The organism is Sphingomonas sp. (genome assembly GCF_025362505.1).
In the GTDB taxonomy this organism is placed as follows: domain Bacteria; phylum Pseudomonadota; class Alphaproteobacteria; order Sphingomonadales; family Sphingomonadaceae; genus Sphingomicrobium.
Genome location: NZ_JANYGG010000001.1, coordinates 1 through 19,799, shown reverse-complemented (window position 1 = coordinate 19,799; position 19,799 = coordinate 1). Strand labels below are relative to the sequence as shown.

General features: G+C 66.1%; 21 protein-coding genes and 1 tRNA gene. 16 read left to right on the top strand and 6 right to left on the bottom strand.

Annotated elements, in window-relative coordinates:
- Together dnaK and dnaJ are read left to right on the top strand one after the other, a co-directional pair.
- Positions 1-1,411, top strand: a 1,411-nt coding sequence (gene dnaK, locus Q0R27_RS00110) for a molecular chaperone DnaK (protein ID WP_293939964.1), incomplete at its 5' end; no start/stop codon positions are given.
- Positions 1,412-1,469: 58 nt separating this feature from the next.
- Positions 1,470-2,594 carry a molecular chaperone DnaJ gene (gene dnaJ / locus Q0R27_RS00105; RefSeq protein WP_293939962.1) on the top strand — a complete coding sequence of 375 codons (1,125 nt, stop codon included), beginning with the start codon at positions 1,470-1,472 and terminating at the stop codon, positions 2,592-2,594.
- Positions 2,595-2,624: 30 nt separating this feature from the next.
- Here dnaJ and Q0R27_RS00100 read toward each other — a convergent pair whose 3' ends face one another.
- The 4 genes from Q0R27_RS00100 to Q0R27_RS00085 form a co-directional block, all read right to left on the bottom strand.
- Positions 2,625-5,201, bottom strand: coding sequence for an HWE histidine kinase domain-containing protein (locus Q0R27_RS00100; protein ID WP_293939960.1), 2,577 nt, complete (start codon positions 5,199-5,201; stop codon positions 2,625-2,627).
- Positions 5,198-5,734 carry a biliverdin-producing heme oxygenase gene (locus tag Q0R27_RS00095; protein WP_293939959.1) on the bottom strand — a complete coding sequence of 179 codons (537 nt, stop codon included), beginning with the start codon at positions 5,732-5,734 and terminating at the stop codon, positions 5,198-5,200. The genes Q0R27_RS00100 and Q0R27_RS00095 overlap by 4 nt, the downstream gene beginning before the upstream one ends.
- A gap of 13 nt (positions 5,735-5,747) precedes the next feature.
- Positions 5,748-7,085, bottom strand: coding sequence for an adenylosuccinate lyase (gene purB, locus Q0R27_RS00090; RefSeq protein ID WP_293939957.1), 1,338 nt, complete (start codon positions 7,083-7,085; stop codon positions 5,748-5,750).
- A 285-nt stretch (positions 7,086-7,370) separates the two neighbouring features.
- Positions 7,371-7,772, bottom strand: a complete 402-nt coding sequence (locus tag Q0R27_RS00085; RefSeq protein ID WP_293939955.1) for a helix-turn-helix domain-containing protein — start codon at positions 7,770-7,772, stop codon at positions 7,371-7,373.
- Positions 7,773-7,856: 84 nt separating this feature from the next.
- Here Q0R27_RS00085 and Q0R27_RS00080 point away from each other — a divergent pair, with 84 nt between their 5' ends.
- Genes Q0R27_RS00080 through Q0R27_RS00070 form a run of 3 tightly spaced genes read left to right on the top strand, consistent with a single transcriptional unit; the run spans position 7,857 to position 9,838 of the window.
- Positions 7,857-8,240: a mercuric transporter MerT family protein gene (locus Q0R27_RS00080; protein WP_293939953.1), complete on the top strand. Its 384-nt coding sequence runs from the start codon at positions 7,857-7,859 to the stop codon at positions 8,238-8,240.
- Complete coding sequence (locus Q0R27_RS00075) at positions 8,233-8,457, top strand: GDCCVxC domain-containing (seleno)protein (protein WP_293939951.1); 225 nt, start codon at positions 8,233-8,235, stop codon at positions 8,455-8,457. The genes Q0R27_RS00080 and Q0R27_RS00075 overlap by 8 nt, the downstream gene beginning before the upstream one ends.
- Positions 8,458-8,485: 28 nt before the next feature.
- Complete coding sequence (locus Q0R27_RS00070; protein ID WP_293939949.1) at positions 8,486-9,838, top strand: NAD(P)/FAD-dependent oxidoreductase; 1,353 nt, start codon at positions 8,486-8,488, stop codon at positions 9,836-9,838.
- 57 nt (positions 9,839-9,895) lie between these two features.
- Here Q0R27_RS00070 and radC read toward each other — a convergent pair whose 3' ends face one another.
- Positions 9,896-10,600: a DNA repair protein RadC gene (gene radC, locus Q0R27_RS00065; RefSeq protein WP_293939947.1), complete on the bottom strand. Its 705-nt coding sequence runs from the start codon at positions 10,598-10,600 to the stop codon at positions 9,896-9,898.
- Positions 10,601-10,742: 142 nt separating this feature from the next.
- Here radC and Q0R27_RS00060 point away from each other — a divergent pair, with 142 nt between their 5' ends.
- The 9 genes from Q0R27_RS00060 to Q0R27_RS00020 all read left to right on the top strand — a co-directional run bounded on the left by Q0R27_RS00060 (position 10,743) and on the right by Q0R27_RS00020 (position 18,108).
- Positions 10,743-13,919, top strand: a complete 3,177-nt coding sequence (locus Q0R27_RS00060) for a YdbH domain-containing protein (RefSeq protein ID WP_293939945.1) — start codon at positions 10,743-10,745, stop codon at positions 13,917-13,919.
- Positions 13,920-13,939: 20 nt separating this feature from the next.
- Positions 13,940-14,170, top strand: coding sequence for a YnbE family lipoprotein (locus tag Q0R27_RS00055; RefSeq protein ID WP_293939943.1), 231 nt, complete (start codon positions 13,940-13,942; stop codon positions 14,168-14,170).
- Entirely contained in the window at positions 14,167-14,544 is a 378-nt protein-coding gene (locus Q0R27_RS00050) for a DUF1318 domain-containing protein (protein ID WP_293939942.1), read from the top strand. The genes Q0R27_RS00055 and Q0R27_RS00050 overlap by 4 nt, the downstream gene beginning before the upstream one ends.
- A 173-nt stretch (positions 14,545-14,717) precedes the next feature.
- The gene (locus tag Q0R27_RS00045) at positions 14,718-15,050 is read left to right on the top strand and encodes an AtpZ/AtpI family protein (RefSeq protein ID WP_293939940.1); all 333 of its coding nucleotides are present in this window, start codon (positions 14,718-14,720) and stop codon (positions 15,048-15,050) included.
- Between the two features lie 3 nt (positions 15,051-15,053).
- The gene (locus Q0R27_RS00040; protein WP_293939938.1) at positions 15,054-15,824 is read left to right on the top strand and encodes a F0F1 ATP synthase subunit A; all 771 of its coding nucleotides are present in this window, start codon (positions 15,054-15,056) and stop codon (positions 15,822-15,824) included.
- A gap of 61 nt (positions 15,825-15,885) precedes the next feature.
- The gene (locus tag Q0R27_RS00035) at positions 15,886-16,113 is read left to right on the top strand and encodes a F0F1 ATP synthase subunit C (RefSeq protein ID WP_293939937.1); all 228 of its coding nucleotides are present in this window, start codon (positions 15,886-15,888) and stop codon (positions 16,111-16,113) included.
- A gap of 39 nt (positions 16,114-16,152) precedes the next feature.
- On the top strand, positions 16,153-16,644 hold the full coding sequence (locus Q0R27_RS00030) for an ATPase (RefSeq protein WP_293939935.1): 492 nt from the start codon (positions 16,153-16,155) through the stop codon (positions 16,642-16,644).
- On the top strand, positions 16,637-17,185 hold the full coding sequence (locus tag Q0R27_RS00025) for a F0F1 ATP synthase subunit B (RefSeq protein ID WP_293939933.1): 549 nt from the start codon (positions 16,637-16,639) through the stop codon (positions 17,183-17,185). The genes Q0R27_RS00030 and Q0R27_RS00025 overlap by 8 nt, the downstream gene beginning before the upstream one ends.
- Before the next feature lie 125 nt (positions 17,186-17,310).
- Positions 17,311-18,108: a SapC family protein gene (locus Q0R27_RS00020; RefSeq protein ID WP_293939932.1), complete on the top strand. Its 798-nt coding sequence runs from the start codon at positions 17,311-17,313 to the stop codon at positions 18,106-18,108.
- Positions 18,109-18,326: 218 nt separating this feature from the next.
- Here Q0R27_RS00020 and Q0R27_RS00015 read toward each other — a convergent pair whose 3' ends face one another.
- Positions 18,327-19,184 (bottom strand): N-formylglutamate amidohydrolase, encoded by an 858-nt coding sequence (locus Q0R27_RS00015; RefSeq protein ID WP_293939930.1) that lies wholly within the window; start codon positions 19,182-19,184, stop codon positions 18,327-18,329.
- A gap of 95 nt (positions 19,185-19,279) precedes the next feature.
- Here Q0R27_RS00015 and cpdR point away from each other — a divergent pair, with 95 nt between their 5' ends.
- Entirely contained in the window at positions 19,280-19,657 is a 378-nt protein-coding gene (gene cpdR, locus Q0R27_RS00010; protein ID WP_293939928.1) for a cell cycle two-component system response regulator CpdR, read from the top strand.
- Positions 19,658-19,720: 63 nt separating this feature from the next.
- Positions 19,721-19,795 (top strand) — tRNA-Val (locus tag Q0R27_RS00005).
- The last annotated feature ends 4 nt before the right edge of the window (positions 19,796-19,799 follow it).

Below are 19,799 nucleotides of genomic sequence, written 5' to 3'. Positions count from 1 at the left end.
GCTCGCCTATGGCCTCGACAAGAACGACGGCAAGACGATCGCGGTCTATGACCTTGGCGGCGGCACGTTCGACGTGTCGATCCTCGAGATCGGCGACGGCGTGTTCGAAGTGAAGTCGACCAATGGCGACACGTTCCTGGGCGGCGAGGACTTCGACGCCAAGATCGTCGAGTATCTGGCCGACAAGTTCAAGGCGAAGGAAGGGATCGACCTGCGCTCGGACCGGCTCGCGCTGCAGCGGCTCAAGGAAGCCGCCGAGAAGGCCAAGATCGAATTGAGCTCGGCGCAGACGACCGAGATTAACCAGCCGTTCATCACGGCGCGGATGGAAGGCGGTCAGACGACCCCGCTCCACCTCGTCGAGACGATCACGCGCGCCGACCTCGAGAAATTGGTCGCCGAGCTGATCAGCCGCACGCTCGAGCCGTGCCGCAAGGCAATCAAGGACGCCGGGATCGACGCCAAGGCGATCGACGAGGTCGTGCTGGTCGGCGGCATGACGCGCATGCCGCGCGTTCGCGAAGTGGTGAAGGAATTCTTCGGCAAGGAGCCGCACACCGGCGTGAACCCCGATGAAGTCGTCGCGATGGGCGCGGCGATCCAGGCGGGCGTGCTGCAGGGCGACGTCAAGGACGTGCTGCTGCTCGACGTGACGCCGCTGAGCCTCGGGATCGAGACGCTGGGCGGGGTGTTCACGCGGATGATCGACCGCAACACCACCATCCCGACCAAGAAGTCGCAGACCTTCTCGACCGCCGACGACAACCAGAATGCGGTCACCATCCGCGTCTTCCAGGGCGAGCGCGAGATGGCCGCGGACAATAAGGTGCTCGGCCAGTTCGACCTGGTCGGGATTCCACCGGCGCCGCGCGGCGTGCCGCAGATCGAGGTCACGTTCGACATCGACGCCAACGGCATCGTCAACGTGTCGGCCAAGGACAAGGGCACCGGCAAGGAGCAGCAGATCCGCATCCAGGCGTCGGGCGGACTCAAGGACGAAGACATCGAGAAGATGGTCAAGGAAGCCGAGCAGTTCGCCGAGGACGACAAGAAGCGGCGTGCCGCGGCCGAAGCCAAGAACCAGGCCGAGAGCCTGATCCATTCGACCGAGGCGCAACTGACAGAGCATGGCGACAAGGTGCCGGGCGAGGTGAAGGTCGAGATCGAAGCCGCGCTGGCCGAGGCGAAGACCGCGGTTGAGGGCGGCGAACCCGAGGCGATGACCCAGAAGACCGAGGCGCTCGCGCAGGCGGCGATGAAGCTTGGCCAGGCGATCTACGAGCAGAGCCAAGCCGCCGGTGGCGCCGATGCCGGGGCCGGATCAGCCGATGCGAACGCCGAGGCCAAGCCGGCCGAGGAGGATGTGGTCGACGCGGAATTCTCCGAAGTCGACGACGAGCACAAGGCCTAAACCATGATCGAACGCGCCATCCCGGTTCGCGCCGGGATGGCGGTTCGCGGGGACCGTCATGGTTGATAGTGATTTTTATACGCTGTTGGAGGTCGAGCGGACCGCCGACGACAAGGCGATCAAGGCGAGCTATCGGCGCCTCGCGATGGAATGCCATCCCGACCGCCACGGCGGCTGCACCGACAAGGAAGCGCGGTTCAAGGCAATCAGCGAGGCGTACGACTGCCTCAAGGATCCGCAGAAGCGCGCCGCCTATGACCGGTTCGGCCATGCCGCGTTCCAGAACGGCGGCGCCGGGGCCGGCGGGTTCGGTGGCGGCGCTGCCGGGTTCGAGGGCTTCTCCGACATTTTCTCGTCGATCTTCGGCGAGTTCACCGATCCGCGCGCGCAGCGAGCCAATGCGGCGCGCGGCGCTGACCTGCGCTATGACCTCGAGTTGGGGCTGGAGGAAGCGTTCGCCGGGGTCGAGAAGACGTTGACGATCGAGGCGCTGGCGAAATGCGAGCCGTGCGCCGGGCGCGGGTCGAAGGGCCACGCGCAGGCGGCGACGTGCCAGACCTGCGGCGGCGCGGGCAAGGTCCGAGCGCAGCAGGGCTTCTTTGTAGTAGAGCGCGGCTGCCCGACCTGCCAGGGGTCGGGCGCGGTGGTTGCCGATCCGTGCATGGCGTGCGGCGGCGAAGGCCGCGCGCTGAAGCAGCGCAAGATTTCGGTCAACGTCCCCGCCGGGGTCGATGACGGGACGCGTATCCGCGTTGGCGGCGAGGGCGAGGCGGGGATGAGAAACGCCGCGTCGGGCGATCTATACCTGTTCGTCCACATGAAACGGCACGCCTACTTCACCCGAGAAGGAACTACACTGGTTGCTGAGTGTCCGATCAGTTTCACCACGGCGGCGCTCGGCGGGACGATCGAGGTGCCCGGGGTCGATGGCGCGCGGATCGAGATCAGGATCCCGGCCGGAATCCAGTCGGGCGAGACGCTGCGCCAGCGCGGCGCGGGGATGAGCGTGCTCAATGCGCGCGGGCGGGGCGACCTTGTCACGCGCATTCTGGTCGAGACGCCGACCAAAATGTCGAAGGAGCAGCGCGCGATCCTCGAGCAGTTCCGGAGCACCGAGACCGGCGACGAATGCCCCGCGAGCCGCAGCTTCTTCGGGCGGGTCAAGGAATATTTCGGGAGTTAGGATCGGGAACGGTCGTCGTCCCGGCGGAAGCTAAGCTTCGATCATTGCCACCAGCTCGGGCAGTCGCCGGGCGAGTGAGGCGATGGTGTAGGGCTTCTGCAGCACGATCCGCGCACGGTGTTTCTCGGGCAGGACCATCTGCTCGCCGTAGCCCGTAGCGAACATGAACGGCACGCCGATAGCCGCCAGCCGGTCGGCAATGTCGAAGCTGTTGTGATCGCCAAGGTTGATGTCGAGGATCGCGATATCGGGCCGCGATGTATCGATGCGCTGGAGCGCGTCGCTGACGTTGCCGTCGGTGACCACATCGCGGGCGCCGAGCCGTCGCAAGATGTCCTCGACGTCGAGCGCGATGATCAGGCTGTCCTCGATCAACAGGACATCGAGCCCGTTCAACATGTGGCCGCTCACCGCCACCGCCTGCTCGTGATGCGGCTCGATCTTGGCTGGCTTGTCACGCACCTCGCTCGGCTTCGCGAGGTGTCGCGGAGGGATGGTGAAGGAGGCCGTGAAGCCGTCTGGTGCATAATCGAGCGTCGCGGACCCGCCCAGATCGTAGGGCACGCTATGTTCGATAATCGTCGTGCCGAAGCCCTGGCGAGTCGGCGGCTTGACCGGCGGACCGCCGCTTTCGGTCCAGCGCAATGCCAGATCGCCGTCAGGATTGAAGTGCCAGCGGATCGCGACCTGTCCCCGAGCTGACAGGCTGCCGTACTTGGTCGAATTGGTGACGAGCTCATGGATCACGAGCGCCAGGGTGGAGAAGGCCTGCGGGTTGAGCAGGACATTGTCGCCTTCGGTGAAGACCCGCCTGCGCTTGTTATTGAGGAAGGCGTCGGCCTCGGCGTCGATCAGCGCCTGGAGCGGCGCGGGCCCCCAATTGTCGTCGGTGATCTGGTTGTGAGCACGGGCGAGCGCGTGGACGCGCCCGTCGATCATCGTGACGAACTCGTCGAGGGTGGTGCCCTCGGGGGGTTTGGACTGGCGGATCATGCCGCGGATCAGGCTGAGAATGTTGCGAACGCGGTGGTTGAGTTCCGCGATCAGCAATTCCTGCCGGCTGGCGGCCTGGCGACGCTCCTCTGAAGCAACGCTGGACATGCGCAGCGCCACTTCGACCAGCGTCGAGCGGAGCGTCTCCGCGACGCGCAATTCGGACGGGGTGAACGGCAGCGCCTGACCCTCGACCAGTTCCTTCCATTCGGCGAAGCTCTTGCGTGGGGTCAGACGCGGTCCGTTGGGGCCATATTCCACCGGCTTGTGCGGATCGCCCGCCCAGCGCACCGTGTGCAGTATTTCCGAGCGGAACAGCACGACATAATCGCGCGGGGTGCGCGAGATCGGGATAGCCAGCATCCCAGCGGCGAGACTGGCGTGCTCGATCGCTTCCGGAACGAGCTGTGAGATCCGGTCGGTAGCGAACACGCGCGACGCGGTGGCACCGTTGAGCGCCTTGACGATCCGCTCGAAACCCTGCGTATCGGGGGTATGGCCAGACAGGGCGTAGCTGCCGTTGATCGCCACCGCGACGCCGTTCGCCGGGATAGCGCGACTGATGATGTCGAACAGCCAGTCAGGATTTCTGAGCAGCGTCTCGTCCGACGCGACCGCGCCCAATAGCTGATCGGAGATCTCGCGCGCTCTGTGCTCATATTCGACCATCTCTTTGCGTTCGCGGGTTTCGATGCGCATCGCGAGCATCTGCGCGAACAGTTCGGCGACCGAGCGTCGCTCGAAGCTGGGGCAGCGCGGACTGTGGTGATGGCAGGCGACCAGGCCCCAGAACTCGCCCTCGACAATGATCGAGATCGACATCGACGCGCGCACGCCCATGTTACGCAGATATTCGATGTGGATCGGCGACACCGAGCGAAGGACCGACAACGACAGGTCGAGCGGCTTGCCATGCTCGTCGAGCGCGGGGACGATCGGAACCGGTTGGGCGTCGATGTCGGTGATCACGCGCAGCAGGCTGCGCTTGTAGAGCTCGCGCGCCTGTTTCGGGATGTCGGTCGGCGGATAGTGGAGCCCGAGGAAAGAGCCGATGCCGCTCTTTGCGCTTTCGGCGACGACTTCGCCCGAGCCGTCTTTGTCGAAACGGTAGACCATCACCCGGTCGAAACCGATCAGGGCGCGGATCTGGCGCGCGCCTTCGTTGAAGAAGGCTGGCATGTCGCGCGACTGATCGAGCCGCGAGATCATTCCCCGGACGGTGCCGGTTGCATCGCCGTACTGCTGATCGGCCGAGGGCTCTCCCTCCACCACCACGCGTCCATCAACCATGTGGAGGGCGATATCGAACATCCGTCCGTTACCGATGAGGTCGCAGCGGAACATCCGCTCGAGCGCATCGGGGCCGCGCAGCAGCGCGAGGCGGTTGCGCAGCGAGTGGACCGCATCGGGGTCGAACACGGTGTTGATGTGGTGGCCAATGAGGTCGGCGGGCGGCTTGCCGACGAACTGCTCGACGTTGGCCGAGACGCGGCTGATCATCCAGTCGCTCGACAGCGCAATGAGGAAGCCGATCGGCTGGATCGCGCCGAGCAGGTGAATCGGTTCCCGGTCGCAATTGGTCAGGTCTACCGGGTCGGGCCAGGTCTTGTTCACGCTTCCACCACCTGTCTCGCGGCCTGCTCGAAGCAGGTGAAGACCCGCGACGCCGCACCGACCGCGGCGTCCCGACGTTGCGGCGAATAAAGCAAGGTGTCGAGGCTCGCAGCAAATCGAGTCCAGCGGCCGGGGTGCTGTCGGGCCGAAAGGAAGGCCGAAGGGAAGCAATCGGGGACCGCGCGACGGAGCATCGCCCCGCCCATGCGCGATCCTTCGAGAACGTAGAGGCCGCCGGCCAGTTCGGCTTCGTCGGCGAAGCGCGGGGCGGGGACGGGAGATGGTGAGGCGAGGCCGAGCGCGGCGAGATCGGCGGTGAGGAGCGGTGCGCGGCGGTGATCGTGCCACGCCTCGATGAGCAGCGCGGCGCCGGCTTCAGTCAGGGCTTGCTCGATCGGGGCGAGGGCAGCGGCCTGGCCGAGGAGGAAGCGCGCGTAGCCGGCGCGGGTCGCAAGGTCGTGCGCGCCGAACGCCGCGTCGACGCGCTCATGGGCGTCGCGGGTCGCGGCCTTGAGCGCGGCGCGGGCGATCAAGCGGCGCAGGTGGTCAAGATGTCGGGCTTCCGTCCACGCCGAACACCCGGTCGAAGATCAGGTCGATGCGTTTGAGATGATAGCCGAGGTCGAACAGCAACTCGAGCTGGTCGGGGGCGATACGGCTGGTGACCTCGGGGTCGTCCTTCAGCAATTGTAGCAGCGACAGCTGGCCGTCGGCCTGCCACACCTTCATCGCGTTGCGCTGGACGAGGGCGTAGCTGTCTTCGCGGCTGAGGCCGGCCTGGGTCAATGCGAGGAGCACTCGCTGGGAATGAATGAGACCACCCATTCGATCCATGTTCTTCTGCATCCGGTCGGGATAGACGAGCAATTTATCGACGACGCCGGTCAGTCGGGCAAGCGCGAAGTCGAGCGTGACCGTCGCGTCGGGGCCGATGAACCGCTCGACCGACGAGTGCGAGATGTCGCGCTCGTGCCACAGCGCGACATTCTCCATCGCCGGGACAACCGCCGAACGAACGACGCGGGCGAGGCCGGTGAGGTTCTCGGTCAGTACCGGGTTGCGCTTGTGCGGCATCGCCGACGAGCCCTTCTGGCCGGGCGCGAAATACTCCTCGACCTCGAGCACTTCGGTGCGCTGAAGGTGGCGGATCTCGACCGCGAGCCGTTCGACCGACGAGGCGATCACGCCCAGCGTCGCGAAGAACATGGCGTGGCGATCACGCGGAATGACCTGCGTGCTGGTCGGCTCGATCGCGAGGCCGAGTTCGTTCGCGACATGCTCCTCGATACGCGGGTCGACGTTGGCGAAGGTCCCGACCGCGCCCGAGATGGCGCAGGTCGCGATGTCCTTGCGCGCCGCCGCCAGCCGCTCGCGGTTGCGGGCGAATTCGGCATGGGCCTGCGCAAGCTTGAGGCCGAAGGTGACCGGTTCGGCGTGGATGCCGTGGCTACGGCCGATCGTCGGGGTCAGCTTGTGCTCGTAGGCGCGGCGCTTGAGCACCGTCAGCAACTCGTCGAGGTCGGCCAGCAGGATGTCGGCGGCTTGCGTGAGCTGGACCGACAGGCTGGTGTCGAGCACGTCGGACGAGGTCATCCCCTGGTGGAGCCAGCGCGACTCCGGCCCCATCTTCTCGCCCGCCCAAGTGAGGAAGGCGATCACGTCATGCTTCGTCACGGCCTCGATCGCGTCGATCGCGGGGACGTCAATCTCGCCCAGCACATTGGCGTCGTAAGCGGCGCGGATGGTGCGCGCGTCCTCCGCCGGGATCGTCCCGATCTCGCCCATCGCCTCGGCGGCGAACACCTCGATCGCGAACCAGATGCGATAGCGGTTTTCGGGTGACCAGATGGCGGTCATGGCGGGGCGGGAATAGCGAGGGATCATCACTCGCGCCTAGCAGGGGGGCGAGCGCGGTTCAATTCGGGCGGAGTCGGGAAGGTCAGTCTAAAGTCAGCCTCTCGTCGCCTGTCCAACAGGTCGGCCGGGCCCCGCGAACGTTCACAATGTTCGCGCTGACGGGGGTATGCGGCAAGGGGAATTCCCGGGAAGAATAAAGAGCGACCGCGAACGACTCTCGGTGCGAATGTGTCTCACAATCGAGGTGCTGTAGGACAGAAAATTCGACAATGTCCGCAAGGGGTGGAATGCGGACACTAGAAGGGCCGAGCCTTAATTGCCCTCTAAGGCGTCGATGAGAGGGCATCTTGCGTCCGCCCCCGCGTCGCAAGCGCGAACGGTCGCCGCCAGCGTGCGCTCCATCCGGCGGAGATCAGCAATGCGTGACCGCACGTCGTGCAGGTGGACGGCGGCGAGGTCGCGGGCTTCGGCGCAACTTTCGTGACCCCCAGCGGCAAGTTCGAGCAGAGCGCGAACCTCCTTGATCGAGAAGCCAAGTTCGCGCGATCGGCGGACAAATCCGAGACGCGCGGCATCTGTCACGTCGTAGGAGCGGTAGCGGCCTTTTCGAAGCGCCACCGGGAGCAAGCCGATCCGTTCATAATAGCGGATCGTCTCGATGTTCGCTCCGGTGCGCTGAGCCAATTGGCCTATGGTCAGGAACGGTAATGACATCGATTTTCTTTCCCGAAAAAATCGCTTGAGTCTGTAGCTGCTACAGACGGTAAAAGACTAGGTGAACGATCTCAAGGAGTTCCCATGACCGAAATCTCATCCGTGGATGCAGGTCCGCCAACCGCGCCGCTCAACGGGTCCGGCTCGGCGCTTCTGACGCTTGGCGGACTCGCTGCCGCGTTCGGCGTCGCCGCCTGCTGCGCGCTTCCTTTGCTCATGATTAGCCTCGGGCTCGGCACCGCCTGGCTAGGGGGAATCGCATCGGTTGCCGCGCCGATCCGGTCCGCGCTTCTGGTGGTCGCTGCGCTGGCTCTCGCCGGAGGGGCGTTCCTGTTGTGGCGCCAACAGCGTTACGCCGCGACTTGCGGGCCGAACGGGGTGCGCACGCCACCGGCCGTGCGTGTCCTGACGCTCGTCGGCCTGAGCCTTGGCATTGTCCTGCTGGTCGCGGGCTATCTCTATGCCTAACGCGGCACCCGTCCTGCAATCAACGATCACCTGCCCCAAGTGCGGGCATTCGGCGACCGAAACCATGCTGACCGACGCCTGCCAGTTCTTTTACGACTGCACCGGCTGCGGCGTCCTGCTCCGCCCCAACAAGGGTCATTGCTGCGTCTTCTGCTCCTTCGGCAGCGTGCCCTGCCCACCGATCCAGGCTGATGCCTCGGGCGCGGCGTGCTGCTGATGATCCATCGCATCGCAAGGAATCCAACATGAGCGAGTCCTTCGACCTGATCGTGATCGGCTCGGGCACTGCCGCTCAGGTTGCGATTGCGCGCGTTCGCGAACGCGGCTGGCGAGTCGCCGTGATCGATCACCGTCCGTTCGGGGGGACGTGCGCACTGCGCGGCTGCGACCCGAAAAAGATGATGGTCAGCGGCGAGGAAGCGTTGGATGCCGCGCGCCGCATGCGCTCGCACGGTGTCGAAGGCGAGTTGCGCATCGACTGGCCTGCGCTGATGGCGTTCAAACGAAGCTTCACCGATCTGATCCCGGCGAAACAGGCCGGGCACTATGCCGATATCGGGGTGGCCGCCTATCACGGGCTTGCCCGGTTCAGCGCTCCCGACCGGATACAAGTCGCAGGGTGCGAGCTTGTCGGTCGTCACATCCTGATTGCGACCGGCGCCAGTCCGGTTCCGCTGGGCATTCCCGGCGAGGAGCTGGTGTCGACCAGCGACGACTTTCTTGAACTCGAAACCCTACCGCGCCGCATAGTTTTGATCGGAGGCGGGTACATCGCCGCGGAATTCTCACACCTTGCCGCGCGGGCGGGGGCGCAAGTCACGATCCTTCAGCGAGGCGCGCGGCTGCTGCCCCGGTTTGACGGAGACGTCGTCGGGTGGCTGACGCCGTCATTCGATGCGCTTGGAATCACGGTCCACACCGGTGTCACCGCCAACAGCGTCACGCGCACCGGCGAAGGGCTTACGGTTGGCGCAGCGTCGGCGAACGGCGCGCAGATCGATGTCACCGCCGACCTCGTCATTCACGCCGCCGGGCGGAGTCCGGAACTCGCGACACTCGACCTCGCGGCAGGCGATGTCGCGGTCGATCAGGGGCGCCTTCAATTGACCAACGGCCTGCAAAGCGTATCCAATCCGCGCGTCTACGCCGCAGGCGACGCGGCGGCGAGCGGACCGCCTCTTACCCCGGTTTCGAGCCACGACGCGAAAATCGTTAGTGCGAACATGCTCGACGCAGCAGACGCCAGCCCCGATTATCGCGGCGTGCCCAGTGTCGCCTTCACCGTGCCGCCAATCGCCGCGGTCGGACTGACCGAAGCCGATGCCAATGCAAAAGGACTTCGGTTCAGGGTAAACGCCGCGTCGGTCCCCAAATGGTTCGCTGCCCGGCGTCTCAACGAAGCCGTCTATGGTTACAAATTGCTCATCGACCAGGATAGCGACCTGATCCTCGGCGCGCATCTCGTCGGGCCCAGCGCGGACGAGGTCATCAATCTGTTTGCTCTGGCGACACGAAACGGCCTTACCGCCAAAGCCCTTCGCGACACCATGTTCGCCTATCCCTCAGCGGCCTCCGATGTCGGCTACATGCTCGGTTGAGCTTGCCATTGAATGTCCGCTTTGGGTCGGAAGCGGTCGTTCCCCATTGGCCGGCGCCTAGATCAACCCCATCGCCCGCATGCTCGACCGGCCTTGCGCGCCGACGATGACATGGTCGTGGACCGCGATCTTCATGTGGCGACCGGCGTCGATCAGTTCCTTGGTCAGGATGATGTCCTGGCGGCTGGGGGCGGGGTCGCCGCTCGGGTGGTTGTGGACGATGATCAGCGCGGTGGCGCCGAGCGTGATGGCGCGGGCGATGATTTCGCGGACGTGGACCGAGGCTTCGTCGACCGAGCCGGTCCACAGGCATTCGTTGGCGATCAGCATGTTTTTCGCGTTGAGGAACAGGACGCGGACCTCCTCGATCGCGGCGTGGCCCATCGCCGCCTGGAGATAATCGCCGAGCGCCTCCCAGCTCGACAGCAGGGGGCGGCCTTCGATGCGGGTCTCGAGCAGGCGCAGGGCCGTAGCCTCGGCGATCTTGAGCGCGCCGATGATCCCGTCGCCGAGGCCCTCGCGGCGGAGCGTGCCGGCATCGGCGCCGAGCAAGGGTCCGATCCCGCCGAATTGCGCGATGAGCTTTTTCGCCAGCGGCTTGGTGTCGCGGCGAGGGACGGCAAGCGCGAGGAGATATTCGACGAGTTCATGATCGAGCAGCGCCTTGCCGCCGCCGTCGAACAGGCGCTGGCGAAGCCGCGCGCGGTGGCCGCCGTTGGCATCGGGCGGGCTTGGCGGGGAACCCGTCTCGTCGTCAGCCATTCGGATCAAATCCCGCAAAGCACAGGCCGCTTGCCAGCCACGGTTCATGTCGTCCACGGAACGGTGGACGCCCGATGGGGTTTAGGAACGGATGAGCGTGCGCGACGGTAAAAATGAAGGGATAGCGCACGAACCGGTATTCGTGCGCCGGAGACGCGTCGGGCGTGCGCTCGGGCTGTTCGTCGCCGGAATTTTCGGCATCATCCTGGTCGCGCTGTTCATCCTGTGGCTGGCGCGCAAGCCGGTCGCCAACAACGTCATGGCCAAGGAGCTGGCGCGGCGCGGGGTGCACGCGACCTATCATCTCGACCGTATCGGGCTCCGGACGCAACGCATCAGCAATCTCGTCATCGGCAATCCGGCGCGACCGGACCTAACCGCGAAGACGGCCCAGGTCGAGATGCGGATATTACTTAACGGCAGCGTGGAAGTGTATCGGATCGTCGCGCGCGGGGTGCGGTTGCGAGGGAAACTGACCGGCGGCAAGGTCAGCTGGGGCGAGCTCGATCGGCTGTTGCCCAAGCCGAAGGATACGAAGACCCCGTTCAAATTCCCCGACATCGCGGTCGATATCGCCGATTCGACGATCGCGCTGGTGACACCCTTCGGCCCGGTCGGGTTCGCGGTGGCGGGGCAGGGCAATCTCACGGGCGGGTTCAAGGGCCGGCTGGCGGTCGCCAGTCCCCGGCTGGTGCCGGGCAAGTGCGAGCTGACCGCGCTCAGGGCCGAGGTGGCGGTGTCGATCACCGCGCGGCGACCGCACGTCACCGGGCCGCTGACCGCACAATATTTCGCCTGCGCGCCGAGCCACCTCGCGATCGCGCAACCGCGGCTCGAGCTCGACAGCGATTTTTCCGAGAGTTTCGGCAGTTTCGACGGCACCGGACGGCTGTCGACGCCGGGGCTGGTGGCGGGTGCGAATGGGCTGGCCAAGCTGGTCGCCAACATTGGTTTCAAGGGTACGCCGACCAGGGTCAGCGGCGGTATCAACCTCGCCGCGCAGAAGGCCCGGCTGGCGTCGATCGTGGCCGATGCGACGCGGTTGAAGGGCCGCTACATGCTCGACGCCGCCAAGGGCGAGATCGCGCTGGTCGCCGATTATGACGCGACCCGCGCCGCGCTGCCCGCGTCGATGGTCGCTTCGATCACCGGGCCGCTCGCCGCCGCCGCCAAGACCCCGATCGGGCCGATCTCGACCGCCATCGGCCAGGCGGTGCAGCGCACCGTCAGCGGGTTCGACGCGAAAGGCTCGCTGCGGCTCGTCAACTTCGCCGGCGGCGGTGCGGTGCGGATCGAGCGTGCCGAGGTGGCGGGGCCGAACGGCGCACGAATCCGCGTCGCCGGTCGTGACGGGGTGACCTATTACTGGCCGACCGGGCGTATCCGGATCGACAGCCTGATCGAGACGCAGGGCGGCGGGCTGCCTACCGGCCGGATCGACCTGCGCCAGCCGCGCAACCTGGCGCCGACCTCGGGCGAGGCGCGGTTCGCGCCCTATGCCGCGGGCCGGAACCGGCTGGCGCTCGACCCGGTTCGATTCGCCGTGTCGCGCGATGGGACGACGCAGGTGACCACCACCGCACTGCTCGACGGGCCTTTCTCGGGTGGGTTCGTGACCGGGCTCAGGGTGCCGATCGAGGGTCGGCTCGGCGGACCGGCGGGGATGTCGTTCGGGCACGCCTGCCTCGACACGCGGTTCCAGTCGCTCAGCCTTGGCGCGATGCGGCTCGGGCCGGCGCGGCTGCCGATCTGTCCGCTGGGTGACGCGATCGTTGCACATCGCCCGGGCGGGCCGCTCGTGCTCGGCGCGGTGACGCAGAAGGTGCAACTGGCCGGCCAGCTTGGGTCGGATCCGGTGCGGATCGCTGCGGCCCGCGCGCGGTTGCTCGGCGTCGACCGGTTCGATGCGAGCGGGCTCGGGATGCGGCTGGGCAATCCCGAGGCGCCGGTGATCCTTGAGGCGAAACAACTCGACGGGAGATTTAACGCGAAGGGACTCGCGGGGACGTTTGCCGGGGGGAGCGGGATCATCGGCAAGGTGCCGCTGCTGATGAGCGACGCGCGCGGCCGCTGGACCTACGCCAAGGCGCTGACGGTCGATGGCGCGCTGACCGTGTCGGATCGCTCGGAGAAAGCGAAATTCAATCCGCTCGCGACGAACAATGTCCATTTCTCCCTGGCTGGCGATACGATCCGCACCACCGGCACGTTGCGGCACCCGGGAACCGGGACGGCGGTAACCGATGTCACCATCTTCCATCGGCTGTCGTCGGGCGCGGGCGAGGCGGTACTCGACGTGCCAGCTATCCGATTTGCGCAGGCGGGGCTCCAGCCCGACAACCTCACCCCGGTGACCGAAGGCGTGATCGCGCTGGTCGACGGGACGGTGCGCGGGCGCGGGCTGATCAACTGGTCGGGAACGAAGGTCACCTCGACAGGGGATTTCGCGACCGACGGGACCGACCTTGCCGCCGCGTTCGGCCCGGTCACCGGGATCCGCGGGAGCATCCATTTCACCGACCTGCTCGGGCTCGAAAGCGCGCCTGGCCAGACGATCACGCTGGCCACCGTCAATCCGGGTATCCTGGTCGAAAATGGCACGCTGCGCTTGCAGTTGCTGCCCGGGCAGCTGGTGAAAATCGAGCAGGGCGACTGGCCGTTCATGGGCGGGCGGCTGGTGCTGCGCGAGACGATCCTCAACTTCGGCAAGCCGACCCCCAAGCGCCTGACCTTCGCGGTCGACGGGCTCGATGCGCACATGCTGATCGACACGTTCGGCTTCAAGGAGATTTCGGCCGACGGGATTTTCGACGGAGTGCTGCCGATGATCTTCGACGATAGCGGCGGACGGATCGTCGGCGGGCGGCTCGACAACCGTGCGCCAGGTGGTGCGCTGCGCTACAATGGCGTGGTCAACAAGGCGAACCTCGGGCTGTTCGGCGGGATCGCGTTCAATGCGCTGCGCGACCTGAGGTTCAAGACCATGATCGTGCGGCTCGACGGCGACCTTGCCGGCGAATTTGCCACCACGCTGACGATCGACGACGTCGCGCTCGGCAACAACAAGACCCAGCGGCTTATCCGCAACGTGCTGAAGAAGGTGCCTTTCAAGTTCAACGTGTCGATCAAGGGGCCCTTCCGCGCGCTGATCGGGACCGCAAAAAGCTTCACGGATCCGCGCACGACGATCCACGACGCACTTCCGACGTCGATCGCCAACCTGCCCGATTCGGCGATCGAGATCCGCATGGACGAAAGCCAGAAGCAGACCCAGACCCCGGTCAAGGACCAGGTCACCGTGACGAAAAAACCCGAATGATGACGATGAGGAGCAAGATGATGCGAACTTTGCGACGCGGCACCGCGTTGGCGCTGCTGCTACCCACGATTGGCGGCTGTATCTCGGTCAAGACGCCCGAGAAGCCGATCGAGATCAACCTCAATGTCGACATCAAGCAGGAGGTGGTGGTGCGGCTCCAGCGCGACGTCGATGCGCTGATCAAGTCCAACCCCGAGGCCTTCCCGCAGGCCGCTCCATCGACGCTCGACAAGAAGCCGACGCCGCGATGAAGCGGGCGCTGTTGCTGGCGGCGGCGGCGGCGGTGCTGATTGCCGCGCCGGGGCAAGCCGAGACGGCGGCGAGCGCGGTGGCGCGGGCGCGGGCCGCGGGCATCGTCGGCGAGCGGTACGACGGCTACCTCGGCGTTGCGATCGATGGATCGCCGCTGCTCCGCCAGCAGGTGCAGGCGATCAACATTCGCCGCCGCGCGCTGTTCGCCGACCTTGCGGGCCGTCGCGGCGTCCCGTTGCAGGAAGTCGGTATCACCGCCGCCTGCCAGCTCCTCGGCACGGTCGGGGTGGGGGAACGCTATGCGCTGAGCGATAATGTGTGGCGAGTGCGTCGGGCGGGTCAGGCGGCTCCGGTGCCGGATTACTGCCGCTGAGCAATCGTCACCGGAGATGACGGGGAGAGTGATCCACGCGACAAGTTGACACTCCGCACCCCGCTTTCTAAAGGGACGGCGCCTTGGCGGGAGCTTGCTTCCGCCATGTTCCTTGCCTTTCGCGAGCGGGCGTTTTTTCGACGCTTCGCCGCGCACATCGGGAGTGAAGGGTCATGGCAGAGGACGAGAGCGGTCAGGGACCGACCTCTTCCCAGGATGCCCGGCTGACATCGCTCGACGAGCGGTTGCGCCGGGCCGAGCGGGTCGAGGACGAGCGGCGGCCGCCGGTCGATGCGCTGGCGGGGGTTCGCTCGACCAGTGCTCGCGCCTTGCAAGGTCTGGTCGGCATGCCGCTTGGCGGCGCACTGATCGGCTGGCTGATCGATCGTCTGGCTGGGACGGCACCGTGGGTCATGCTGGGCCTGATGTTCGCCGGGTTCGCCGGCGCGGTGCTCGACATGATACGAATTTCGAAACAACGTCCGGATCAGGACGCAAGGAAGTAGACTTTGGCGGCGCAAGTGAAGATCGACCCGATGAGCCAGTTTCAGATTCACCCGATTGCGGGGAATCTGGGCAGCCCGTTTCTGTTCACCAACAGCACATTGTGGATGCTGATCCTGGTCGCGCTGATCACCGGCTTCATGGTGCTGGGGATGAAGCGGCAGCTCGTGCCCGGCCGCTGGCAGGTCGCGGCGGAGGGAATCGTCGGCTTCGTCGATTCGATGGTCTCGACCAGCATCGGGCCGGAAAGCCGCCGCTACCTGCCGTGGGTGTTCACCGCCTTCATCTTCATGCTGTTCGCCAATATCCTGGGCGCAATGCCGTTCGCGGTGGTGCCGGGCGGGCATCCGTTCACCGTCACCAGCCAGTTCACCGTCACCGGGGCGATGTCGATCATCAGCTTCGCGATCGTGCTGGGCGTCGGCTTCTACAAGCATGGCCTGCATTTCCTGTCGCTGTTCTGGCCCAAGGGGATGCCGTTCGCCTTGAAGCTGCTGATCGCGCCGATCGAGCTGCTCAGTTTCGCCGTGCGCCCGTTCAGCCTTGGCCTGAGGCCGTTCATCGCGATGTTCGCGGGCCACGTGCTGCTCGACGTCTTCGGCAATTTTATCGTCCAGGGGCTGAATGCCGGCGGCACCGGCTATGTCGTGTCGGTGCTGTGCTTCCTGTTCGTCGCCTTCATCAACGCGCTCGAGCTGCTGGTCGGCGCGATCCAGGCCTATGTCTTTGCGCTGCTGACGTCGCTGTACATCAGTGACGCGGTTAACCTTCACTAGTTTTTGGCTTCACTAGTTTTTGGCTTCACTAATCGTTCAACTTTTCCCAAGGAGTACTAGCATGGATCTCGCTTCAGCCCAGGTTATCGGCGCCGGTCTGGCCGCCATTGGCGTCGGTGCCGCCGCCGCCGGCGTCGGCATCGTGTTCGGTTCGTTCCTGCAGGGCGCGCTGCGCAACCCGGCTGCGGCCGACGGCCAGTTCCCGCGCCTGATCTTCGGTTTCGCCGCGGCGGAGCTGCTTGGCCTGATGGCGTTCGCCGTCGCCATGATTATCCTCTACGCGCGTTAAGAATCGGCGGCGGGCTGATCCCCGCCGCGGAGAGGCCGTATGCCCCAATTATCCCAGCTCTCCGACGTCGTCCTGTCACAGCTGTTCTGGCTGCTGCTGGTGCTCGGCTTCATCTATTTCGCCATCGGGCGGAACATGGTGCCGAAGATCCAGTCGACCGTCGACGCCCGTGACAAGCATATCGCCGACAACCTTGCCGCGGCCGACCGGGCGCGGACCGAGGCCGATGCGATCGAGAATGCCTATCGGGCGCGGATGGACGAAAGCCGGTTAGAAGCGGCGACGCGAACCGCCGCCGTCAAGCGGAAGGCCGCCATCGCCGCTGAAAAACGGGTCAGCGAAGCCGGCGAGGCCATCGCGGCGACGTCCGCCGAGGACGAGGGGCGAATCCGCGCGAGCCGCGCGGCGGCGGCGGCCGGCATCCAGGCAACCGCGGCTGAACTGGCGCAGGACATCGCCGGCAAGCTTGCCGGCGTGACTGTCAGCAAGGCGCAGGCGGTCGAGGCAGTGAAGGCGTCGTTCCATGGCTGAAGTCACCCAAAGCATCGCTCATACAGAAGCGTCATCGACCGCCGAGCAGGAGCCGACGGCGCTGACGTTCGGCCCCGGTGCGTGGGTTGCGATCGCCATGCTGTTCGTGTTCGCGCTGGCGATCTGGAAGAAGGTGCCCGGGGCGATCGGCAAGGCGCTCGACGCCAAGATCGTGGAGATTCGCGAGCAGCTCGCCGAGGCCGAAGCGCTGCGCAAGGACGCCGAGGCGCTCAAGGCCGAATATGAAGCCAAGGCCAAGGCCGCGGAGGGCGACGCCGCGGCGATCCTCGACCGCGCTCATCATGAGGCCGAGGCGATCGTCGCCAAGGCCAAGGCGGACGCCGAAAGCCTGATCGAGCGCCGCCGCAAGATGGCCGTGGACAAAATCGCGGCCGAGGAGCGGTCGGCGATCGCCGAGCTCCGCGCGACCACCGCGCGCGCCGCCGCCGCCGCCGCGACCAGGCTGATCGCCGAGCGCCACGATGCCGGTTCGGACAAGGCGCTGGTCGACCAGGCGATCTCCGCGCTGGGCCGCCGCTAGGATGGTGTTGGTCGGTCCGCGCTTGCGCTGGACCGGAGCCCCTACTAATGGCGTCGAGACTTTTTTGGCGAGCGACCGTGGCCCCGTGTCATGCCTCTTCGCCGTCCGCTCCAGGAGACATGATCATGGCGAGCCAAGCGCCCAACAACAACGCACTGCCCCTGCTCTACAATGCGCTCGAGCCGATCAATCAGCAGCAGCATGGCGACAAGCGCCTGGTGGCGATCGACAGCGCCCCGCACATCGCGTCGGCGCATGCCATCCCGGTCACGGTCGACGAGTTCTCGCTGCTCCAGCGGACCTATCCGATCGTATTTTCGGTCGGTGAGAACCCGGTGCCGCTGGCGCTGATGGGGCTCAACGAGGGGGTCAACACCTTCCTTGACGAGAAGGGCATGCTGACCGAACCGGTCTATCTTCCGGCCTATCTGCGCCGCTATCCGTTCCTGCTTGCCCAGCTCAGCGAAGGCAGCGACGAATTGTCGCTGTGCGTCGACCCGACGTCGGGCGTGATCGGTGACGGCCCTGACGGCGATCCGATCTTCGACGGCGCCCAGCCGAGCGAGAAGGTCAAGGCCATCCTCGAATTCTGCGAGCAGTTCGAAGCCGCCGGCCAGCGCACCGCGGCGTTCATGGCCGAGCTCGTCAAGTCGGGCCTGCTGATGGACGGCGAAGTCGCGATCCAGCCCGACGGCAGCGACCAGCCGTTCGTCTATCGCGGGTTCCAGATGATCGACGAGGAAAAGCTGCGCGAGATGCGCGGCGACGAGCTGCGCAAGATGAACCAGAACGGCATGCTGCCGCTGTTGTTCGCGCACCTCTTCAGCCTGGCACAGATCCGCGACATCTTCGGTCGCCAGGTCGCGCAGGGCAAGGGACCGATCCCGCAGCCACAAGCGCAGCCGCAGCTCGCCGACGCCTGACGCTCGATCGGGACGGTTCACCGCAGGCCGAATTGTTCCAAGAAACTTAATCGCCGCTATGACTTGACCGCCGTCGCGCGCGCCCCCATCTATTAATTGCGTCAAGCGCCCTTTGGGATCCCCCTTCCCCAAGCTCGCGCGCGACGCCGCACTTCGGTGCGTTCCTCCCTGAACTTCGGCCATCCCGGTAACCCGGGGTGGCCGCTTTTTTGTGGGTTTTATTCTGCGGCGATCGCGGTCGCGGGTCGGGCGATCGCCTCCGCCAAACCAGACGCCAGTGCCGCCACCAGCTGGCTGGCACGATCAAAACCGTTGCCGGCGCTCATCAGGTCGTTGGCGAGGTAGCAGGAGCGGTCGATTTCGACCTGCAGCGCATGGATGCCTGATTGCGGACGGCCGTGACGCTCGACGATATGGCCGCCGGCATAGGGGTCATTGAGCGCCGCGGGGAAGCCGTGGCGCGTGGCGATGGCCGCCGCCTCGGCCGCGAGCCAGTCCGCCGCGCTTGAGCCGTGCCGATTGCCGATCACAACCCGGGGCGCGCCCGGCGTTCGTGGCGGCATGCTGTGGAGGTCGAGCAGGAGCACGGTGCCGTGGCGCTCGGCGAGGCGGGCGAGCTCGGCGTTGATCAGCCCGTGGTAGCTGTCATAGGCGGCGGAGCGCCGGGCTGCGAAGCGCTTGAGCGACAACGGGCGGCGCCACAGCGCGCCGTGGCGGTGGGTACGCGAGGCGATGATACCGAGCCCGTGCTGCGCGCGCGGGCCGACGGGCGACGCGCCGCGCCCGGTCGCAGGGTCGGGCGCGATCGCGGCGGGGTCGAGTTCATCAATCGAGCGATTGCAGTCGATCGCGCCACGCGGGGCGCGGGCGATAACCGCGCCGAACCCGGCGGCGAGCGCGCGCCACGCCAGCCGGTCGACCAGCGGGTCCTCGAGGCTGGCCAGTGCGCGGCGGCCGTGGCGCGCTTCGGCCAGCAGCCACTCGGGATAATCGCGTCCGCTATGGGGAATCGACAGCAGCAACGGCAGGCCGTTGCGGGGCGGCACGAACAGCGGCGGGGCAAGGGAAGAGTCCAAGTGCCACGCCCTAACCAGCCGCTTACCGTGCCGCAACGGGGCAAGCGCTTTTCGCGACTGGAAATTCTTAAACGTTGCGCGCATAAAAGGCATGCATGATCCGGATCCTGTTAGCCGAAGACGATACGTCGATGCGCGAGTATCTCGCCCGGGCCCTGACGCGCGTCGGTTATGATGTCGCCGCGGTCGGTTGCGGGACCGAGGCGATCCCGCTGCTCGAGGTGGAAAAGTTCGACTTGCTGCTGACCGACATCGTCATGCCCGAGATGGACGGGATCGAGCTTGCCCAGAAGGCGAGCCTGATCGACCCGGCGATCCGCGTGATGTTCATCACCGGCTTCGCGGCGGTCGCGCTACAGGGCGGCCGCACCGCGCCAGAGGCGAAATTGCTGTCCAAGCCGTTCCACCTGAAGGACCTGGTGGCCGAGGTCGACCGGCTGTTCCAGTCCGAGGACCAGCACGGCCGACTTTAACCCGAACGGCAACGCGACAAGCCTTGCCAGCACGCCGACCGCCCCTTAAAGGCGCTCCGCAGTGGGCGTGTAGCTCAGTGGTAGAGCACTGTGTTGACATCGCAGGGGTCGCAAGTTCAATCCTTGCCACGCCCACCAGTTT